The sequence below is a fragment of the Chryseobacterium amylolyticum genome (assembly GCF_051011775.1).
In the GTDB taxonomy this organism is placed as follows: domain Bacteria; phylum Bacteroidota; class Bacteroidia; order Flavobacteriales; family Weeksellaceae; genus Chryseobacterium.
Genome location: NZ_JBPCHX010000007.1, coordinates 39003 through 56377 on the forward strand (window position 1 = coordinate 39003; position 17375 = coordinate 56377).

At 37.6% G+C, this 17375-nt stretch carries 22 protein-coding genes and 1 tRNA gene; 18 read left to right on the forward strand and 5 right to left on the reverse strand.

Translation table 11 applies throughout. From position 1 onward, the window contains the following. Nucleotides 1-8: 8 nt before the first annotated feature. Nucleotides 9-1052: a hypothetical protein gene (locus tag ACR1PO_RS18690; RefSeq protein WP_433987762.1), complete on the reverse strand. Its 1044-nt coding sequence runs from the start codon at nt 1050-1052 to the stop codon at nt 9-11. 5 nt (nt 1053-1057) lie between these two features. Then, nucleotides 1058-1912, reverse strand: coding sequence for a hypothetical protein (locus tag ACR1PO_RS18695; protein ID WP_433987763.1), 855 nt, complete (start codon nt 1910-1912; stop codon nt 1058-1060). Nucleotides 1913-1981: 69 nt separating this feature from the next. On the opposite strand from ACR1PO_RS18695, the gene ACR1PO_RS18700 reads away from it, so the two are divergent. The 10 genes from ACR1PO_RS18700 to ACR1PO_RS18745 all read left to right on the forward strand — a co-directional run bounded on the left by ACR1PO_RS18700 (nt 1982) and on the right by ACR1PO_RS18745 (nt 8794). After that, nucleotides 1982-2500: a Crp/Fnr family transcriptional regulator gene (locus tag ACR1PO_RS18700; RefSeq protein WP_433987764.1), complete on the forward strand. Its 519-nt coding sequence runs from the start codon at nt 1982-1984 to the stop codon at nt 2498-2500. A gap of 53 nt (nt 2501-2553) precedes the next feature. Further along, the gene (locus ACR1PO_RS18705) at nt 2554-3099 is read left to right on the forward strand and encodes a DinB family protein (protein WP_433987765.1); all 546 of its coding nucleotides are present in this window, start codon (nt 2554-2556) and stop codon (nt 3097-3099) included. 51 nt (nt 3100-3150) lie between these two features. Continuing rightward, on the forward strand, nt 3151-4032 hold the full coding sequence (locus ACR1PO_RS18710) for a hypothetical protein (RefSeq protein ID WP_433987766.1): 882 nt from the start codon (nt 3151-3153) through the stop codon (nt 4030-4032). A gap of 60 nt (nt 4033-4092) precedes the next feature. Then, nucleotides 4093-4602, forward strand: a complete 510-nt coding sequence (locus ACR1PO_RS18715; protein WP_433987767.1) for a methylated-DNA--[protein]-cysteine S-methyltransferase — start codon at nt 4093-4095, stop codon at nt 4600-4602. 94 nt (nt 4603-4696) lie between these two features. Continuing rightward, nucleotides 4697-5461: an isocitrate lyase/PEP mutase family protein gene (locus ACR1PO_RS18720; RefSeq protein ID WP_433987768.1), complete on the forward strand. Its 765-nt coding sequence runs from the start codon at nt 4697-4699 to the stop codon at nt 5459-5461. Nucleotides 5462-5463: 2 nt separating this feature from the next. Beyond that, a complete protein-coding gene (locus ACR1PO_RS18725; RefSeq protein ID WP_433987769.1) occupies nt 5464-6507 on the forward strand; it encodes a bifunctional transcriptional activator/DNA repair enzyme AdaA in 1044 nt (347 codons plus the stop codon). A gap of 164 nt (nt 6508-6671) precedes the next feature. After that, nucleotides 6672-7274 carry a DUF2911 domain-containing protein gene (locus tag ACR1PO_RS18730; RefSeq protein WP_374464764.1) on the forward strand — a complete coding sequence of 201 codons (603 nt, stop codon included), beginning with the start codon at nt 6672-6674 and terminating at the stop codon, nt 7272-7274. Between the two features lie 3 nt (nt 7275-7277). Continuing rightward, a complete protein-coding gene (locus tag ACR1PO_RS18735; RefSeq protein WP_433987770.1) occupies nt 7278-7805 on the forward strand; it encodes a GNAT family N-acetyltransferase in 528 nt (175 codons plus the stop codon). Next, the gene (locus tag ACR1PO_RS18740; protein ID WP_332387486.1) at nt 7802-8173 is read left to right on the forward strand and encodes a cupin domain-containing protein; all 372 of its coding nucleotides are present in this window, start codon (nt 7802-7804) and stop codon (nt 8171-8173) included. The genes ACR1PO_RS18735 and ACR1PO_RS18740 overlap by 4 nt, the downstream gene beginning before the upstream one ends. 240 nt (nt 8174-8413) lie before the next feature. Next, complete coding sequence (locus ACR1PO_RS18745) at nt 8414-8794, forward strand: PEGA domain-containing protein (protein WP_332387428.1); 381 nt, start codon at nt 8414-8416, stop codon at nt 8792-8794. Between the two features lie 59 nt (nt 8795-8853). Here ACR1PO_RS18745 and ACR1PO_RS18750 read toward each other — a convergent pair whose 3' ends face one another. Beyond that, the gene (locus tag ACR1PO_RS18750; protein WP_433987771.1) at nt 8854-9597 is read right to left on the reverse strand and encodes a dienelactone hydrolase family protein; all 744 of its coding nucleotides are present in this window, start codon (nt 9595-9597) and stop codon (nt 8854-8856) included. A gap of 197 nt (nt 9598-9794) precedes the next feature. After that, nucleotides 9795-10226, reverse strand: a complete 432-nt coding sequence (locus ACR1PO_RS18755) for a type I restriction enzyme HsdR N-terminal domain-containing protein (RefSeq protein ID WP_433987772.1) — start codon at nt 10224-10226, stop codon at nt 9795-9797. A gap of 7 nt (nt 10227-10233) precedes the next feature. Here ACR1PO_RS18755 and holA point away from each other — a divergent pair, with 7 nt between their 5' ends. From holA to ACR1PO_RS18775, 4 genes are all read left to right on the forward strand, one after another. After that, a complete protein-coding gene (holA, locus tag ACR1PO_RS18760) occupies nt 10234-11271 on the forward strand; it encodes a DNA polymerase III subunit delta (RefSeq protein WP_433987773.1) in 1038 nt (345 codons plus the stop codon). A 221-nt stretch (nt 11272-11492) separates the two neighbouring features. Next, entirely contained in the window at nt 11493-12434 is a 942-nt protein-coding gene (gene trxB, locus ACR1PO_RS18765) for a thioredoxin-disulfide reductase (RefSeq protein ID WP_002980248.1), read from the forward strand. A 343-nt stretch (nt 12435-12777) separates the two neighbouring features. Further along, on the forward strand, nt 12778-13155 hold the full coding sequence (locus ACR1PO_RS18770; RefSeq protein WP_374465776.1) for a VOC family protein: 378 nt from the start codon (nt 12778-12780) through the stop codon (nt 13153-13155). A gap of 310 nt (nt 13156-13465) precedes the next feature. After that, nucleotides 13466-13678, forward strand: coding sequence for a glyceraldehyde-3-phosphate dehydrogenase (locus ACR1PO_RS18775; protein ID WP_433987774.1), 213 nt, complete (start codon nt 13466-13468; stop codon nt 13676-13678). A gap of 67 nt (nt 13679-13745) precedes the next feature. Here ACR1PO_RS18775 and ACR1PO_RS18780 read toward each other — a convergent pair whose 3' ends face one another. Then, entirely contained in the window at nt 13746-14120 is a 375-nt protein-coding gene (locus tag ACR1PO_RS18780; protein ID WP_433987775.1) for a helix-turn-helix domain-containing protein, read from the reverse strand. A gap of 283 nt (nt 14121-14403) precedes the next feature. On the opposite strand from ACR1PO_RS18780, the gene ACR1PO_RS18785 reads away from it, so the two are divergent. The 4 genes from ACR1PO_RS18785 (at nt 14404) to ACR1PO_RS18800 (ending at nt 17322) form a co-directional block, all read left to right on the forward strand. After that, a tRNA-Ser gene (locus tag ACR1PO_RS18785) sits at nt 14404-14488 on the forward strand. A gap of 220 nt (nt 14489-14708) precedes the next feature. Next, entirely contained in the window at nt 14709-15599 is an 891-nt protein-coding gene (locus ACR1PO_RS18790; protein WP_332387421.1) for an SDR family oxidoreductase, read from the forward strand. Nucleotides 15600-15647: 48 nt separating this feature from the next. After that, on the forward strand, nt 15648-16367 hold the full coding sequence (locus ACR1PO_RS18795; RefSeq protein ID WP_332387420.1) for an SDR family NAD(P)-dependent oxidoreductase: 720 nt from the start codon (nt 15648-15650) through the stop codon (nt 16365-16367). Between the two features lie 34 nt (nt 16368-16401). Then, nucleotides 16402-17322: a helix-turn-helix domain-containing protein gene (locus ACR1PO_RS18800; protein WP_433987776.1), complete on the forward strand. Its 921-nt coding sequence runs from the start codon at nt 16402-16404 to the stop codon at nt 17320-17322. Nucleotides 17323-17375: the final 53 nt, after the last annotated feature.

Genomic DNA, 17375 nt, shown 5'->3' on the forward strand with positions numbered 1-17375 from the left:
TTTATCCCTTAATGCCTGTTATCACAGTTGATCCAAAAATCTTTCTCGTTTTTATCTAAAAAACTAATGGAAGGACAGCCAAAAGACTGTGCAATGAATCCGAAAATAACAGGAGGTTTTCCTTTAAAAAGGTAGCCTGTATATTGGAATATGTTAGCTTCATCGGTATCTATTCCATACAGAGGAAGAAATTCTCCGCCATCACTTTCCGCAAGGCTGAATGTTTTTTCCGCCATCTTTTCCTGATGATCATTAATGACTGCAAGTCTGCGTTCCACCGTATTTCCTTCTTCAAGATAATCCTGCAGATAATAGGTCATGTTTTCATACTTTGTCTGGTAGGTATTTCCCTGAGTAAGTTTTGAATGGCTAAAGTATTTTTTAGAAACATCAGTACCTGCTTTTTGCCATTTTACAGCCTTCATTTTATTCGCTACGAAAGGATTTTTATTCCCAAAATAAGCAATGGCATTAATGTACCGGTCATACTCTGTTGTTTTTTGGTGAGCTGCTACCTGAAACCCCATCATATAAGCATCCGGATCCAAATCTTCACTATCTGAATAAGGACTTAAATAAGCCACCGCCTTTAATCGGCTTACCGGTATTCTCTGAAGTTTATTAGACCAATACTCATAAATATAAAGGGAATCATTTTCGGTAAGATGAATCCCGTTGAGCAGTTTTTTTCTGCTGGGGGCATCCAGATCAAAATGCTGGAGTTCTTCATAAGTCATCTGCTTATGGTTTTTTATAATATTTTCAGGAACAGGCTGAACCCCTTTATAAATATCCGAAACCGAAATAAAAATATCTATATCAGAATCTTTTTCAGCTGATGAAATGACAGACAGATTAAAAATATTGAAATCCGAGTAATCTATTTTCTCCTCTGCTTTTGTCGTTTTTATAGTGTCATTCTTGATTTTTGTTTCTGTGGCAGCTGTTTTTTTCTCTTCTTTCTGACAGCCCACAATAACCAGTTGAAAAAATACCAGAGCAGCAGCAGTTTTAAACTTCATCATTTTTCTTAATAGTAAAGTGTTTATCATTGTTTCTAATTGATTTTGTAGTAAGGTTCGGAAAAATATTTGCTGGGCTTGATGTAAGCCGTTTTCCTGTCGGCATCAAATATCCATATAAATCTGCGGAGCATATCAGCACCCAGATAACTTACATTTTGTGTTTTCAGCTCCCCTGAAAAGAATCCCACGGACACATCTTTGAATACACTGCTTCCCAATTTAAAATAGGGAAGGACAGCCTGTTTGGTAGTTAAAGTTTTTCCTTCAGAATTTTTCAGCGTTTTTTCTCCCGTTACCTTCAGTTTTTTCTCCAGATGCTTTTCTTCAGCGAATTCATTACTGTATAGAATAGCTCCGGAAAATCCGGATTGCAGTACAAAATAAGCTTCCTGCTGTTGATCACCTTCAATAATATTATCCGCAGCCAGATAAAATCCGTCATGATCTAAGATAATATTGATGGGCTGGTAACCGTTCACATCAGGCATTGTATCATACATCACAAACTGGTTGTTGTCATAATCAATTTTAAAAGCTTTGCCCTCAAAAATTCCGGTTCCTATTTTTCCGTCAGCTTCAAGCCCTGTTAACTGATTATTAAAAAAGCGTACATTCTTTTGTGTGATTTTTCCAATCTCAACCGTATTATGATCGCTGAGTTCTTCCTTGTTGAAAATGATATGATCCGCTTTCCGCTTTCGTTCAGGTGAGATTGCATTATCTTTCATAGCGATCTGGAACATCAGATCCAGCGAATCCTTTTGGTTGACCAGGGTTTTGACAATAATGTTATTGTGCTTTGTAATCCTGAATGGAATGGTCTGCTGGGCTTTCATGGTACAGCATCCTGCAGAAAGCAGTGTGAAAAGGACTGTTCTTTTGAGCATTATCGTGATTAGTGTTTTAAAACTTTAAAATTACCCATTATCTTTGGAAAAGCAAATAAATAAAATGAAATGGTTGAAAAATTGCTTCAAAGCGGAATCCATTGGGAGAAGAAAGAATTCAGGAGAAATGAGTTCCTGAAGATTTCAGGAAGTACAGATACCAGCATTTATTTTATTGAAAGCGGAAGTGTCCGGATCTTTATGATGGATGAAAATGAGGAAAGAATAATTCGTTTCGGTTATACCGGAAATATTATTGTCAGCCTGGATTCCTTTTTATCGGGAAAACCTTCGGATCTTTATATCCGGGCGATTAAAAAAACAACCGTAAAAACAGCTTCAAAAAAAGATTTCTATGGGTTTGTACAATCTGACGAAGAACACATGAAATTCTGGATGGACATTCTTGAAGACCTGGTATTGCAGCAGCTTGAAAGAGAAAAAGATCTGCTGATCAATGCTCCCGGAGAGCGCTTTGAAAGAGTTCTGAAAAGAAGTCCGAAGCTGTTTCAGGAGGTTCCCAATAAATATATTGCCAATTATCTGAGAATGTCACCTGAAACTTTATCCAGACTCAAAAAATCTTGAGTTCAGTCAAGATTTAAGAATTGTCAGATGAGGATATTTGTATAAAAAACGTAATGAAAATTTCAACCTCAGAATTATTGGATGAATTAAAAAACAGGACAGAACAGCATTTACGCTTCGCTGAAATGCTGTCTGTAAAACCGGAAGATGATCTCAATTTCAGAATTTCAGAAGACAGCTGGAGTGCATTAGAATGTCTGGAACATCTCAACCGATATGGGAATTTTTATATTCCTGAAATCAAACGCAATATTAATTCAGCCGGAAAATCGTCACGAACTTATTTTAAACCCGGGATTCTTGGGAACTATTTTGCCAAAAGCATGCTTCCCAAAGAGAAGCTGAATACAATGAAAACACTTAAGCAAATGAATCCTATGTACAGTCATTTGGATAAAACCGTAGTTCACACATTCATAAAACAACAGGAAAAGCTGCTTGAGTTATTAGAAGAAGCACAGCATGTTGATCTGGAAAAGACAAAAACAGGTATCAGTATCTCAAAACTGATCAAACTAAGACTGGGAGATACCTTCCGTTTTGTTATTTACCATAATGCAAGACATATGGCACAGATTCAAAAAATACTTAACTTATAAACTTAGATTATAGATCAACTTTTCATAGCTTTGCAGCACTAAAAGCCTTATATGAAAAAATATTTATTAGGAGTTCTATTATTCTCGATCATATCATGTGGAAGTTCTGACGAACTAGACAATCAAATACCAGATATTAATCCGCCATTAGGTAAAATTAAAACACTTACCATTAAAGACGAAGAGCTTACAAATAGTGCGGTTTCCGTTATCGAAAAACTAGATTTTAAATTTGAATACAACAATGATAAATTAATTAAGGTCTGGGATATTAATGGCAATTATACTGAAAATCTTGACTATGCCAATGGATTATTAACCTCAATTTCTATCGAAGGAAATTCGTATCCTGGACTGTCTGATCCTTCTCCGTTTAGCGAAAAAAGAAGGCTTATTTATGATGATAATCAGAGACTTGTAAAGGTGGAAAATTTAAATATAAACTACGAAAAAAATTACAAAACCTTTGAATATCCTTCTGAAGATGTTATTATTGTGAAAAACTATATTGATAATTATTCTGGTATACCATTCAATACATATATGCTTAAAATTTATATAAATAATAAGAATGTAACAAAAGTTGAAAGATATGAAGAAGGAAATTTATCTAAGTTGGGAAATATTATCACTTATGAATATGAGAATAATATAAATCCTGACTTTTTGATTGACAGAAATAGAATACTTGCATTGCCTGAATATGCATATAATATTTTTATGCTTCAGGATTACTCACAAATTTCCAGGAATAATGTAAGTAAAAAAAATGTGTATTATTTCGGTTCGCTGCCTAATAGCCCGAAAAAAGAAATTAAAATGATTTCTCAATATCAGAATAATGGCCTGCCCTCCATAATTTATTATCAGGAGAAGGTTTCCGATAATACGCCAAATGATTTTTTGAGAGTATCTGCTATTTACGGATATTAATTTTTTTTTTATATAAATTTAAACCTCATAAGTTTTCTTATGAGGTTTTATTATTAAAAAATGAAAGTATCTCAAAAAAACATATCAACACCGCTGGGAGAAATGATTGCCTGTGCTGTAGATCAGGGAATTTGTCTGCTTGAATTTACAGACCGGAAGAATATTGAAAAACAGCTGAAAGCCTTATCAAAGGCTTTGAAAGCAGACATCATAGAAAAAGATCATCCTCATTTCGCACAGCTGGAAGAAGAACTGAAAGAATATTTTGAAGGAAAAAGACGTCATTTTGAAGTTCCGTTGTTTACCACGGGAACAGCATTTCAGGAAAAAGTATGGCAGCTTCTGCGTGAAATTCCAATGGGAGAAATAAGAACCTACAAACAGCAGTCGGAGATACTGGGAAATCCCAAGGCGATACGTGCCGTAGGGACAGCGAACGGAATCAATAAAATTGCCATTTTAATCCCATGCCATCGTGTAATAGGTTCCAATGGAGAACTGGTGGGATATGCCGGAGGGATCTGGAGAAAACAAAAGCTGCTGGAGCTGGAAAAAGCTATTTTATTTTAATACCTGAGCTTTACTTTAAAGTTATTAAAAAATAGATGTTCATTTTTCGGTTGTATAACACTCTGTAATCTTTCTACTTTTGAATAAAAAAATTATGATCAGTTTTAAACAGTTACATCATGGTGAACAGCCATTACTTTTGGGTAATGTATGGAATGTAGAAAGTGCCAGAGTATATCAAAAGCTGGGTTACAAAGCACTGGCAACCTCAAGCTCGGCAGTGGCACTCAGCCTGGGATATGAGGACGGAGAGCAGATGTCTTTCGAAGAATATTTTTATATCATCAAAAGAATTAAAGCTTCAGTTTCAATTCCTCTTTCTGTAGACCTGGAATCAGGATATGGCAGTGAAAATGATACCGTCGTATCCAATATCCTGAAGCTTTTAGAAATAGGAGTATCCGGAATCAATATTGAAGATACTTATGTGATTGAAGGAGAAAGAAAACTAACAGACAAGAATATCTTCTACGAAAGATTGAAAGACATTTTCATCAAATTAGGAGAAAACAGAGACAAGGTATTTATCAATGTACGGACAGATCCTTTTTTACTGAATATGGAGAATGCGCTGAAAGAAACCCTGCAGAGAATTAAACTCTTTGAAGAACTCAAAGCTGATGGCGTTTTCGTTCCCGGAGTGACTTCTGAAACCGATATCAGAACAATTACCGCGTCTACTGATCTTCCTGTAAATGTGATGAGCCTTCCTGATTTGCCGGAATTTGATACCCTTGGAGAATCAGGGGTCAAAAGAATTACTTCAGGCGCTTTTATGTACAGACACCTTTATAAAGCGCTGGAAAAAACGGGGCAGAAGATTACAAATGAGAAAAGCTTTTCAACCCTTTTTGTTTAAGTATGGAACTCACAGGAAAAATAATGTATGAGGCATCTTATACCAAAGATGTTTCATTTGAAGGCATATTCTGGATGGGTGTAAAAACCACAGGAATATTCTGCAGACCAACCTGTACAGCCAGGAAACCCAAGTTTGAAAATGTAGAGTTTTTCTCCAGTACCAAAGATGCGATGCTGAAAGGTTACCGTCCGTGTAAAGTGTGCCGACCTTTGGAAAACCTCAATGCAACCCCACCATATATTAAAGAACTGCTTAAAGAAATTGCGGATGATCCTGCATTGAAACTCAAAGATTATGATCTTGTAAAAAGAGGACTTGAACCGGCGACGGTCCGCAGATGGTTTCTGAAACACCATGGAATAACATTTCATGCCTTTCAGAGAATGTCTAAACTTAATACGGCATTTAAAAAACTTCAGCAGGGAGAGTCGGTTACGGAAGTTGCATTTGACACAGGATATGAAAGTCTCAGTGGTTTTAACGACAGTTTTAAGAATATTTTTGGAGTATCCCCTAAAAATAATACCATGGAGAAAATTATTGATCTGAAGAGAATTGAAACCATGCTGGGAACCATGATAGCGTGTGCTGATGAAAATGGGATCTGCCTTCTGGAGTTTTCTGACAGGAAAGCTCTCCCCTCCGAACTGAAAAGTATTGCAGCCCATTGTAAAGCAAATATTATACAAGGAGAAAACCCTCATTTTGAAACCCTGGAAAAACAGCTTTCCGAATATTTCGAAGGAAGAAGAACAGAATTTACAGTTCCCCTTTCTCCGGTAGGAACAGCTTTTCAGAAAGAAGTCTGGAATATTTTGCAGGAGATTCCCTATGGAGCTACCAGAAGCTACCAGGAACAGGCTGATATTCTCGGCAATCCTAAATCCGTAAGAGCTGTTGCAAATGCTAATGGATTGAATAAAATATCCATTCTGATACCTTGCCACCGGGTGATCGGCAGCAATGGACAGTTAACAGGATATGGAGGAGGAATATGGAGAAAACAAAAATTACTGGAACTGGAAAAAGCTATTTTGTTTTAAGATTTTTTTTTTCCTTCATGGTAAAAATGGCGGACAGATTCATCTGTAAAAAAGAATTTGAGTTAAAAATATGTTAATAGAAAAATATCGGTAGAACAAAATTTAACGAAGTTTGGGAAAGTTATTTCGTTTTGATTTTTGTAATTTTAAACAAAAATTTACACGTGAAAAAGTTAATAATAGCAGTTTGCATTTCAGTTTCAGCATTCAGTTTTGCTCAGGATTACTCTGTGCCGGCAGTAAGTCCGCGCCAGAAGGTAGAGCAGCAGTTTTCAATGTCTAAAATTACCATTGATTATGGAAGACCGGGAGTGAAAGGACGTAAGATTTTCGGGGAATTGGTTCCTTATGGCCAGGTTTGGAGAGCAGGAGCGAACTCATCTACGAAAATTACTTTTGGACAGTCGGTTAGTTTCGGAGGGAAAATAGTTCCTGCCGGGACTTACGGATTATTCATCGTTCCTACAGAAAAAGAATGGAAAGTGATCCTGAATAAAGACTTCCAGCAATGGGGTGCCTATACTTACGATCCAAAACAGGACGTTGTAGACGTTACGGTACCGGTTAACAAACTGGCAGACAAGCAGGAATGGTTTGAAATTACTTTGAATCCTACAGACGAAAACTCAGGGAATCTGGTAATCAAGTGGGATATGGCTCAGGCAGAAGTTCCATTGAAGCCTTCAAAATTAGACACGGTAATTAAGATTTCTGATAAACTGAAAGAGATCAAAAAGATAGAATCAGATTCTGCTAAAAAAAGCTAAGCAATGAATTTTTCTGTTCAGCCCGTTTTAGAGAATGAAGAAATTCAATTGATCCCCTTACAGCAAGGGGATTTTGAATCCTTATATAAAGTAGCTTCCGATCCTGAAGTTTGGGAACAGCACCCGAATAAGGACCGTTACAAAAAAGAGGTTTTTGAAAACTTTTTCAGAGGAGCTATGGAGAGTAAGGGAGCTTTCAAAATTATTGAGAAAGCGACCGGAGATGTATTGGGAAGCAGCCGTTATTATGATTTTGATGAAAAAGACGGTCGTATTTTCATAGGATATACTTTCTATGGAACAAAGTCATGGGGAAAAGGTATTAATCCGCAGGTTAAGAAACTGATGCTGGATTATATCTTTCAGTTTGTAGATAAAGTTCATTTCCATATCGGAAAAGAAAATTTCCGTTCTCAAAAGGCTTTGGAGAGACTTGGCGGGAAGAAAATTGCTGAAGAGGAAGTGGCTTATTTTGCAGAACCCACAAGAACCAATTTTGTATATGAAATCAAAAAAGAAGACTGGTTATGAAAAAATATAAAATTCAGCAATCTCCGTTTATCGTTCCTACAACAGATGGAAAACTGATTGAAGAACACTGGGGGAATTCTACCGGAAATTCCAATATTTCCATTGCTCATATGGTAGCACCTCCTGAGTGGAGCGAGCCGCATCAGACTCCCGAGTTCGATGAATTTACCTATATCATTTCCGGGAAAAAGCAATTTGAAATCGATGGTGAGATTGTTACGCTGGAAAAAGGTCAGAGTATCCTTATTGAAAAAGGGGCGAGGATCCGCTACAGCAATCCATTTTCTGAGCCATGCGAATATCTTGCGATCTGTCTTCCCGCATTCTCTATGGAGCTGGTGCACAGGGAAGAGGAAGGAGTGGATTAGAATAATAGTTGAAAAATAAAAAAAGCAAATTTGCAGAAATGCAGATTTGCTTTTTTTTATCTAATTTTTACAATACAAATAACTCCGTGTTATTGAGTGTTTTGAGATCGGATTTCAGTCTGCAGGTAATGAAAACGTCTGTCAATACTACATTTTTTGAAATATTTGCCCCATTGATAGTTCTGATTTTTTGAATTATTTCGTAAGTTCGCGGACTTAAAAAAATGAACTAAGTAATCTATGAAAAACAAATTATCAATGGTGCTTTCACTGAGTATTGCACTTTCTACCACTTCTTGTGCAACCATTTTTACAGGAACTCAGGATCCGATAGCTTTTTCTTCCAATCCTGAAGGAGCAAAAGTATTTCACAAAGGAATTGAAAAATGTACTACACCTTGTACAGTTAAGATCCCAAGATCTCTGAGTAAGCAGACGGTTACATTCGAAAAAGAAGGATTTGAGAAGAAAGAAGTAAAACTTACGAAAAATTTTAATGCCGTGACTTTACTGAATATTATTCTTGGAGGAGCAATAGGTGTCGGAATTGATGCTGCAACAGGTTCTCTTACCAAATATTCTCCAAAAAAATATGACGTTGAGCTGGAAGCTAAACCATAACTGATTCAGGTAAAAAAATAAAGGCAAATTCATAAATCAATGAATTTGCCTTTTTATGTTTATTTCAAAATTTCTTTCAGGAACATCAATGTATGATTCCATGCTCTTTTAGCCATGGTTTCGTTATAATCCGGGGATTTCGGATCTGTAAAAGTATGCTTTGAGTGTGCATAGGTGATGATTTGCCAGTCGGCGTTTCCTTCATTCATCTCTTTGATGAGGTTATTATAATCATCAGGGGTAACGCTTTTATCATCTGCAGGGTTTTCAACAAGAATTTTAGCTGTTAAAGCTTCATTTTTTCTGGTTTGATCCTTTGCCAGGCTTCCGTGGATAGAAACCACACCGGCAACAGGTAAGTGGCCTCTTGCAGATTCCAGGGCACCGGTACCTCCGAAACAATATCCGATCACAGCAATTTTGTCAGGAACAGCTCCGTTTTTTTTAAGCTGCTCCAATGCCAGAGAAATCCTTTTCTGGTATTCCTGATAATTCTGTTTGTAATATCCTGAGCTTTTTGCAGCAGATTCATTGTCTGCAGGAATTTTTCCTTCGCCATAAATATCAGCGATAAAAGCAATATAACCTTGCTTTTCAAGTTCAAGAGCTGCCGTTTTAGCTTCTTCATCAATACCTTTCCAGGCCGGAAGGATCAGAACTCCCGGAAGCTTTTTTCCAGCATTGGGGGTGATGAGACCATTTAATTTCTGTGAACCGTCCTGGTAGGAAACAGGTTTAAGTTTTTGACTGAAAAGGGTTCCTGAAGCCATAAGCACTGCAGTTAAAAAGATGGAACGTATCATATTTTGTAATTTATTTTTAACACAAATTCACACTAATGCTTTTCACAAATACAAAACATAACAATTGTATAATTCATGTAGAAATATGTGATATTAGTGTTTAGAAAACCTTATCGAAATTAATAAAAATAACTCAGAAAGAGTATTAATAGAATATGATTTTAACTCTTTTCATGAATTATCTGATATGGTAAGCCCTACTCAGGTCTGTAAAACTGGTACTGCTCATTTTCATAATAGGCATTGATGTGCTGCAAACCATTGGTTAAGATAATTTCTTTTGCTCCGATAATTGAATTGTATCTGGCGGTTTGCTCAAATGTTTTTTCCGTTAATTTGATTTGGGGTGCTTTACATTCGATCAGAATTACAGGTTCTGTTTTTTCAGTGATAAGGAGGTCAATACGTTTGGTAAGACCATTCAGAACAATCTTTTTTTCTGTAATCAGGGCAGAAGTGGAATAAGATTTTACAGTAAGGTAATAATGAATCCAGTGCTGTCTGACCCACTCCTCAGGAGTGAGCAGAAGATAAGTTTTGCGGACCAAATCATAAATAAAAAACTTATCTTTGTCTTTCTTGAATTTAAAATCAAAAGTTTCCTGAAAATTCAGTTTTGGAAGTTCCATTAATAAGATGAAAGAATTAGATTTAATCCTCAAAAATATTAAAAATAAAGAAGTTTTACCTATTTATTTTTTCCACGGAGAAGAAGCCTACTTTATTGATGTTGCTGTAAAAGCCCTTGAACACAACTTTTTGGAAGAGGATGAAAAAGCCTTCAACCAAACGGTTACCTACGGAAAAGATACTTCTTACCAGGAAGTTCTTTCCCTGGCAAGGCAGTTTCCGATGATGGGGGACAAGCAGGTGATTATTGTAAAAGAAGCTCAGGATTTACGGTTTAATGAAGAGGAAAACAGAATTCTGGAATCGTACGTAGAGAACCCGGTGCCTTCAACAGTATTGGTTTTCGCTCACAAGCACAAAAAACTGGACAGCAGGAAAAAAGCAGCCAAAGCATTAGATAAAGCTAAAGCACTTTTCCTGAGCGAGTCTGTAAAGGAAAGCAACCTTCCCAAATGGATTTCGGATGAATGTGCAAAGCTTAAAATCAATACCGCTCCCAATATTTCCCATCTTCTGGCAGAATATCTGGGAAACGACCTGTCCAGAATTGCCAATGAGCTGAACAAGCTGAAGATGATCCTTAAAGAAGGAGAAATTCTTGACGGTACCATTGTTGAAAACCATATCGGGATCAGTAAAGAGTACAATATTTTTGAACTTCAGAAGGCTTTAGGTACCAAAAATGCCAATGCAGCTTTTAAAATTGCCCATTTTATGGGAAAGAACCCGAAGAATAATCCTTTTGTCATGATGCTGGCAAGCCTTTACAATTATTTTTCGAACGTTATTATTTATCAGACTATGGCCGGACAGTCTCCGCAGGCTATTGCTTCACAGATGGGCGTAAATCCTTATTTTATTAAAGACTACGCGGAAAGTGCCAGGCTTTATCCTTTGAAACATGCCACAAGAGTGATTTCCATTCTCCGTGAATTCGATATGAAAGGAAAAGGACTTGGAGCGGTGAATATGGGAGATGCTGAGCTGATCAGAGAACTGGTGTACAAGATCATCAACGTAGATAAGATTAAGATGAAGGTGTGAGGCGGGATATGAGGTGACGTGGTACGGGTTTCGAGATCCGTGATTCGAGGGTTAATGTAAAAAGGTTTTAAAATAACTCGCATCCGAATCCCCAACAGCAGCCATCGAAATTCAACATATCAGATATTGACAAGTATCATTAAAATAACTTTAAAAAGAAATTAAAAATTCCGAAATTAGCGGTCTTAATTCAAATTAAATCTTTTCGAACAAAGCAAATTATGGAGCAAAACATTTTAGATTGTGTGATCGTTGGATCTGGACCTTCTGGTTTCACAGCTGCTATCTATGCAGCAAGAGCAGACTTAAAACCTGAATTGTATACAGGTTTGGAGCCGGGCGGACAATTAACAACCACTACTGAAGTGGATAACTTTCCAGGGTATCCAGCCGGGATTACAGGTCCTGAAATGATGATGGATCTGCAGAAACAGGCAGAAAGATTTGATACCAAAGTTCATTACGAAATGATCACCAAAGCTGAATTCTCTAAGGAAAAAGGCGGTGTTCACAAACTATACGCAGGCAACAAAGAAATCCTTGCAAAAACAGTTATTATCTCTACAGGAGCTACAGCAAAATATTTAGGTCTTGAGGATGAAAAAAAATATGCAGGAGGCGGAGTTTCTGCCTGCGCTACATGTGACGGATTCTTCTACAGAGGTAAAGACGTTGTAGTGGTAGGAGCAGGAGATACAGCAGCTGAGGAGGCTACTTACCTTGCCAAACTTTGTAAAAAGGTGACTATGCTGGTAAGAAAAGACGTTTTCAGAGCATCAAAGGCCATGATCCACAGAGTAGAAAATACTCCGAATATTGAAGTGAAATTTCACCATGAGTTAATCGGGATTGAAGGAGAAAACAGCCTGGTAGAAAGAGCGGTAATCATCAATAACCAGACTCAGGAGAAATCTACTGTAGATGTTGAAGGAATCTTCATTGCTATTGGTCACAAACCGAATACTGATATTTTCGTTGGTCAGGTAGATCTTGATGAAAACGGATACATCTTAACAGAGAAAGGTTCTTCAAGAACAAATCTTCCGGGTGTATTTGCTGCAGGAGATGTTCAGGATCACATCTACAGACAGGCTATTACAGCTGCAGGAAGCGGATGTATGGCTGCTATGGATGCAGAGAAATATTTAGCTGAATTACACTAATACTATTCAGTTTATACAATACAAAGCGTACCTGAAGGGTGCGCTTTTTTGTTATATTCTTTTCTGAGGATTGAAATAATACAATGTTTTCAGATTTTTGAACCATTAAACAGATTGAAGCTGTGAAGGAAAATTAAGGAAGCATCAAAGATGCCTTTAAAAGCGTACTGTTTCTTAATATTTCTTAATGATTTCATTTTTCTTAATGGTCAAATATTATACTGTTTTCCAATATAAAATGTTTTTCCATATCAAATATTCCATGAAAACATTAATATATTTGTGAAACTGCAAACGATTCCGCTTTGCAACCCATTATTTTAAACTGAAAAACGAATCAAAAATGAAAAGAGTAACCGCTATCGGGGGAATATTCTTTAAGTGTAAAGACCCTGAACAAGTAAATGAATGGTATAAAACCCACCTGGGATTGCCCACCAGCCCATACGGAGCCAAATTCGACTGGAAAGACGAAGAATCCGGTAAGAAAGGATATACGCTGTGGAGTCCTTTTAAAGAATCTACCCAATACTTTGAGCCTTCTGCCAAAGAATTTATGATCAATTATCATGTGGAGAATATTGAAACGCTGGTAGAGGAATTAAAAAAAGAAGGGGTTACGGTTCTGGATGAAATCGCGGTATACGAATATGGAAAATTTGTACACATCCTGGATCCGGAAGGAAACAAAATCGAATTGTTTGAACCGGCAGGAGAGTAGAGGACGGAAAGGGCTGTGATTGACAACCTGCTATTAGCTATACTTAAAGCTTGTCATTCAGTGCGGAACAAGATAAGCGTGGACTGGAATATTTTAATAAAGCTTAGATTCCTGCGGAATGACAAAGTGTGCGCATAGATAAAGCGTTCTGCTTATCATTCCATACGAATACAGGCCAAAAAGTATTCTTATCATAAGTGATGATAAAATAGCAGTTTAAATTCTTCAGAATAACAAACGTTGCGGTAAGCAATCATTCCTGTTGTGTCAGGTAAAATCCTTACATTTAGCTCCCTAATCAAAAAAGAATATGGAAAGAAAAATCATCAAAATCACACATGTCACCGGAACTTACATTATTGATGTTCCCAACGGATCACTGAACGACCTGAAAACCCAGCTGGACAAATGTCTGAATGATGAACAGGGAGCTATCGTTGTAAAAGGAGAGAATGGTGATCAGTTTGTATACCCGTCTGACCTTTTAAAAAACAGTTTTATTTCCATTGTTGATCGGGAATAGAAACTTTTACAGGTACAAAATAAAAACGGCTTCCAGTAGAAGCCGTTTTGTTCTTATATAAAAGTGATTATCCTTTTTTTAGTTTTTCATTTTCTTCTTTTAAAGCTTTAATTTGCTCTTTCAGAAAATTAATGTATTCCTGTTGGTTGTCTAATAAATACTCTGGAATATTGCAATACTGATTATAGTTGCCAGATTGGTTGCTGGTATTAGAACTACTATCGTTGAATGTAAGATTCTGTATAACAGTTGCTGCTTTCTCCTCTCTGATATCTTCTACAGGAACATCTAGTGCTTTAGCCAGTTTCTCCCATTCGTCATCAAATATTTTAACGTCTCCATTTTCTTTTCTGCTGTAATTGGAGACATCGGTGGCAAGAAGATCAGCAATCTGCTGCTGAGTATAACCTTTCTGCTTTCTTAAAGTTCTTAGTTTTTCCATTGTCATAGGATACCTGTGTTTTTACAAATGTAGTGAAAAATATGTGTGTTTGTAAATATAGCTGTAAGTTTTGTCATACAAAAGCCTTTCTAGAATGGGATTCCCCAAAACATGGACGTTTTAGATTTTTATATTGAAACTTTAGCGAAAGAGTGAAAAATAATTCCCCTGATTCCTAGTCTATTATTAAGTTTTGTTAAAATTTGTGTGGGAAAAGTTTTGCAGAAATTAAAAATCGTTCTATATTTGCACCACTGAAAACAACGGTATAGCCGGAGTTTAGGGAGAGTTGGCAGAGTGGTCGATTGCGGCAGTCTTGAAAACTGTTGACTGTAACAGGTCCGGGGGTTCGAATCCCTCACTCTCCGCAAGGTTAGAAACCAAAACATACAAAAAAGCTGTAAACAGTAATGTTTACAGCTTTTTTTCTTTTACACAGCCAAAGATTTTCCAGCATTGAAACTCAGCCTGATATTTTAATTAAAACATTTTTCATAACATCCTCTTTTTTGACTACAACAAACTAACTTTTGGCTACATCCGGGTTGCCAAATCATTGCAACTTTGCTTCAACAAAATAGTAAGACAATGAAAGTATTTGTAACAGGAGCATCGGGCTTTAACGGCTCTGCAGTTGTAAAAGAATTAATTGGTGCCGGACATCAGGTAGTAGGTTTGGCCCGTTCGGAAAAATCGGCAGAAATTATTCATGATCTGGGTGCTGAAGTATTAAAAGGCAGTCTTGAGGATCTTGATATCCTGAAACAAGCCGCTGCTGATACGGACGGTATCATTCACTGTGGTTTCAACCATGATTTTATGAAAGGTGGGGCAACTACATTTTCTGAGGCAGCACTAACAGACAAAAAGGCCATCCATGCAATGGGAGAAGCGCTTATAGGCACAGATAAAGCTATTGTGGTAACTGCAGGAATGCTGGGCTTGCCTGTCATCAATGACTTTATAACTGAAGACAGTATTGCGGAAAATTCACTCAGATCATCTGAAGCTGCTGCATTGGCTTTGGCTGAAAAAGGAGTGAATGCCTCAGTGATCAGGCTGGCCCCTTCGGTTCATGATAAAGGGGATAAAGGCTTCATTCCTTTCATAATTCATCAGGCACGCAAAAACGGAGTTTCAGCTTATCCGGATGCCGGCAAAAACCGCTGGATAGGAGTACACCGTTTGGATGCTGCAAGGGCTTTCCGTTTAGCTTTGGAAAAAGGGCATAAAGGAGCACGGTACAATGTGGTGGAAGAACATAGCATTGAGATAAAAACTATAGCCGAAGTTATTGGCAAAAGTCTGGATCTGCCGGTTATCTCTGTTTCCGGCGAAGAACTTCAAGAGCATTTTGAGTGGATGAGCCACTTTATCACAATGGATTGCCCTGTAAGTAACCTCAAAACACAGGAAATGCTGGGTTGGAAACCTGTACACATCGGACTGCTGGAAGATATGCAGCAGCATTATTTTTAAAAGACCGATGCAGAATACTAAAGTAAACGTAAAATTTAAGATTTCAGAATGAAAAAGGTACTTATAACAGGCGCCAATCAGGGGATTGGCTTCGAAACAGCCAGACAGCTGGCCGCACTCGGCCATTATGTTTATCTCGGAAGCCGTAACCTGTCAAATGGGATGGAAGCTAAGGAAAAACTGAACAAGGCAGGTTTTCAGAATGTAGAATGCATTGAAATAGATGTTACGGATATTCATTCCATACAATCTGCGAGACAGGTCCTGGAATCCAAAACAGAGCAGCTGGATGTGTTGATTAACAATGCCGGAATTGCAGGTGAACAGCCGCAGAATATGTCCGGTGGAAGTATGAGCAATCTTAGGAATGTCTTTGAAACCAATTTTTTCGGAGCGGTACAGACTACCCAATTGTTCATTGACCTGTTAAAAAAATCGGACGGACCAAGAATCATCAATGTGTCAAGTCCTTTGGGTTCCCTTTCCATTCAAAGTGAATCTCCGAATCCCAATTTCAGAATGTACGATGCGTACAGTGCCTCCAAAACGGCACTCAATGCTTTTACCGTCCTTCTTGCAAAAGAATTCCAGGAAACAGGTTTTAAAATAATAAGTGTAGAGCCCGGATATACGGCATCAAATCTTAACCAATATCAGGGTACTCAAACTCCTGAGCAGGCAGCAGGTATCATTGTAAAATTTGTAACTTTACAAGACGTACCATCAGGTAAGTTTTTTGACAGCAACGGAAACGAATTAGCCTGGTAATGTAATGCTCTAAAAATCAGTTTAATTTTGAACAATGGACAAACGGCAGATTCAAAGGATAAAAACGATTAGCGAATTTCATCTGCTGCGTGGCCTGGCAAGGCCTGAGCATCCCCTGATCAGTGTTGTCGATTATTCGGCGATCAAAAGACCCTCGGACATCAGCGAAATAAGTATGGTTCTCGATTTTTATATGATTTCCCAGAAAAGAGGAATCGGCGGGAAAATGTATTACGGACAGCAGGAATTTGATTTTGATGATGGAGTGATGGCTTTTATAGAGCCCAATCAGGTTTTCAGGATACAGTCTGACCCTGCTTCTGTTGAAGAACGTTCGGGCTGGATGTTGCTCATCCATCCGGATTTTCTATGGAACACACCGCTTGCGAAAACAATTAAACGGTATGATTATTTTGATTATTCCGTCAATGAAGCGTTGTTTCTTTCGGAAAAGGAACAAAAAACCCTGAACGGCATCGTTGAGAACATTCAACAGGAATATCATACGAATATAGACCAATTCAGCAAGCAGATTATCATTTCACAGATCGAAAGCCTGCTTAATTATTCTGAAAGGTTTTATAACCGCCAGTTCATTACAAGAGAGAAGGCGAACCATCAGATTTTGGGCCGTCTGGAAGATCTGCTTGAAGATTATTTTGACAGCGATAATTTAACGATGAAGGGATTGCCGACGGTTCAATATATTGCAGATACCTTACATGTTTCGCCAAAATATCTGAGCGGCTTGCTCAAAACGCTAACCGGGCAGAGTACACAGCAGCATATCCATGATAAACTTATCAGCAAAGCCAAAGAAAAGCTTTCCACCACCAGTCTATCAGTCAGTGAAATTGCTTATGACTTAGGATTTGAACATTCACAGTCTTTCAGTAAACTGTTTAAGACCAAAACAGATATGTCACCACTGGAATTCCGGGCTTCCTTTAATTGAGACCGGAAGTCTGGGAAATATCAAGGAAAAATAAAGAAGGATGCTGGAATAGC

Coding starts and splice junctions, on each gene's coding strand:
- ACR1PO_RS18690 (WP_433987762.1), bottom strand. CDS start 1,052: ATGATAAACACTTTACTATTAAGAAAAATGATGAAGTTTAAAACTGCT.
- ACR1PO_RS18695 (WP_433987763.1), bottom strand. CDS start 1,912: ATGCTCAAAAGAACAGTCCTTTTCACACTGCTTTCTGCAGGATGCTGT.
- ACR1PO_RS18700 (WP_433987764.1), top strand. CDS start 1,982: ATGGTTGAAAAATTGCTTCAAAGCGGAATCCATTGGGAGAAGAAAGAA.
- ACR1PO_RS18705 (WP_433987765.1), top strand. CDS start 2,554: ATGAAAATTTCAACCTCAGAATTATTGGATGAATTAAAAAACAGGACA.
- ACR1PO_RS18710 (WP_433987766.1), top strand. CDS start 3,151: ATGAAAAAATATTTATTAGGAGTTCTATTATTCTCGATCATATCATGT.
- ACR1PO_RS18715 (WP_433987767.1), top strand. CDS start 4,093: ATGAAAGTATCTCAAAAAAACATATCAACACCGCTGGGAGAAATGATT.
- ACR1PO_RS18720 (WP_433987768.1), top strand. CDS start 4,697: ATGATCAGTTTTAAACAGTTACATCATGGTGAACAGCCATTACTTTTG.
- ACR1PO_RS18725 (WP_433987769.1), top strand. CDS start 5,464: ATGGAACTCACAGGAAAAATAATGTATGAGGCATCTTATACCAAAGAT.
- ACR1PO_RS18735 (WP_433987770.1), top strand. CDS start 7,278: ATGAATTTTTCTGTTCAGCCCGTTTTAGAGAATGAAGAAATTCAATTG.
- ACR1PO_RS18740 (WP_332387486.1), top strand. CDS start 7,802: ATGAAAAAATATAAAATTCAGCAATCTCCGTTTATCGTTCCTACAACA.
- ACR1PO_RS18745 (WP_332387428.1), top strand. CDS start 8,414: ATGAAAAACAAATTATCAATGGTGCTTTCACTGAGTATTGCACTTTCT.
- ACR1PO_RS18750 (WP_433987771.1), bottom strand. CDS start 9,597: ATGATACGTTCCATCTTTTTAACTGCAGTGCTTATGGCTTCAGGAACC.
- ACR1PO_RS18755 (WP_433987772.1), bottom strand. CDS start 10,226: ATGGAACTTCCAAAACTGAATTTTCAGGAAACTTTTGATTTTAAATTC.
- holA (WP_433987773.1), top strand. CDS start 10,234: ATGAAAGAATTAGATTTAATCCTCAAAAATATTAAAAATAAAGAAGTT.
- trxB (WP_002980248.1), top strand. CDS start 11,493: ATGGAGCAAAACATTTTAGATTGTGTGATCGTTGGATCTGGACCTTCT.
- ACR1PO_RS18770 (WP_374465776.1), top strand. CDS start 12,778: ATGAAAAGAGTAACCGCTATCGGGGGAATATTCTTTAAGTGTAAAGAC.
- ACR1PO_RS18775 (WP_433987774.1), top strand. CDS start 13,466: ATGGAAAGAAAAATCATCAAAATCACACATGTCACCGGAACTTACATT.
- ACR1PO_RS18780 (WP_433987775.1), bottom strand. CDS start 14,120: ATGGAAAAACTAAGAACTTTAAGAAAGCAGAAAGGTTATACTCAGCAG.
- ACR1PO_RS18790 (WP_332387421.1), top strand. CDS start 14,709: ATGAAAGTATTTGTAACAGGAGCATCGGGCTTTAACGGCTCTGCAGTT.
- ACR1PO_RS18795 (WP_332387420.1), top strand. CDS start 15,648: ATGAAAAAGGTACTTATAACAGGCGCCAATCAGGGGATTGGCTTCGAA.
- ACR1PO_RS18800 (WP_433987776.1), top strand. CDS start 16,402: ATGGACAAACGGCAGATTCAAAGGATAAAAACGATTAGCGAATTTCAT.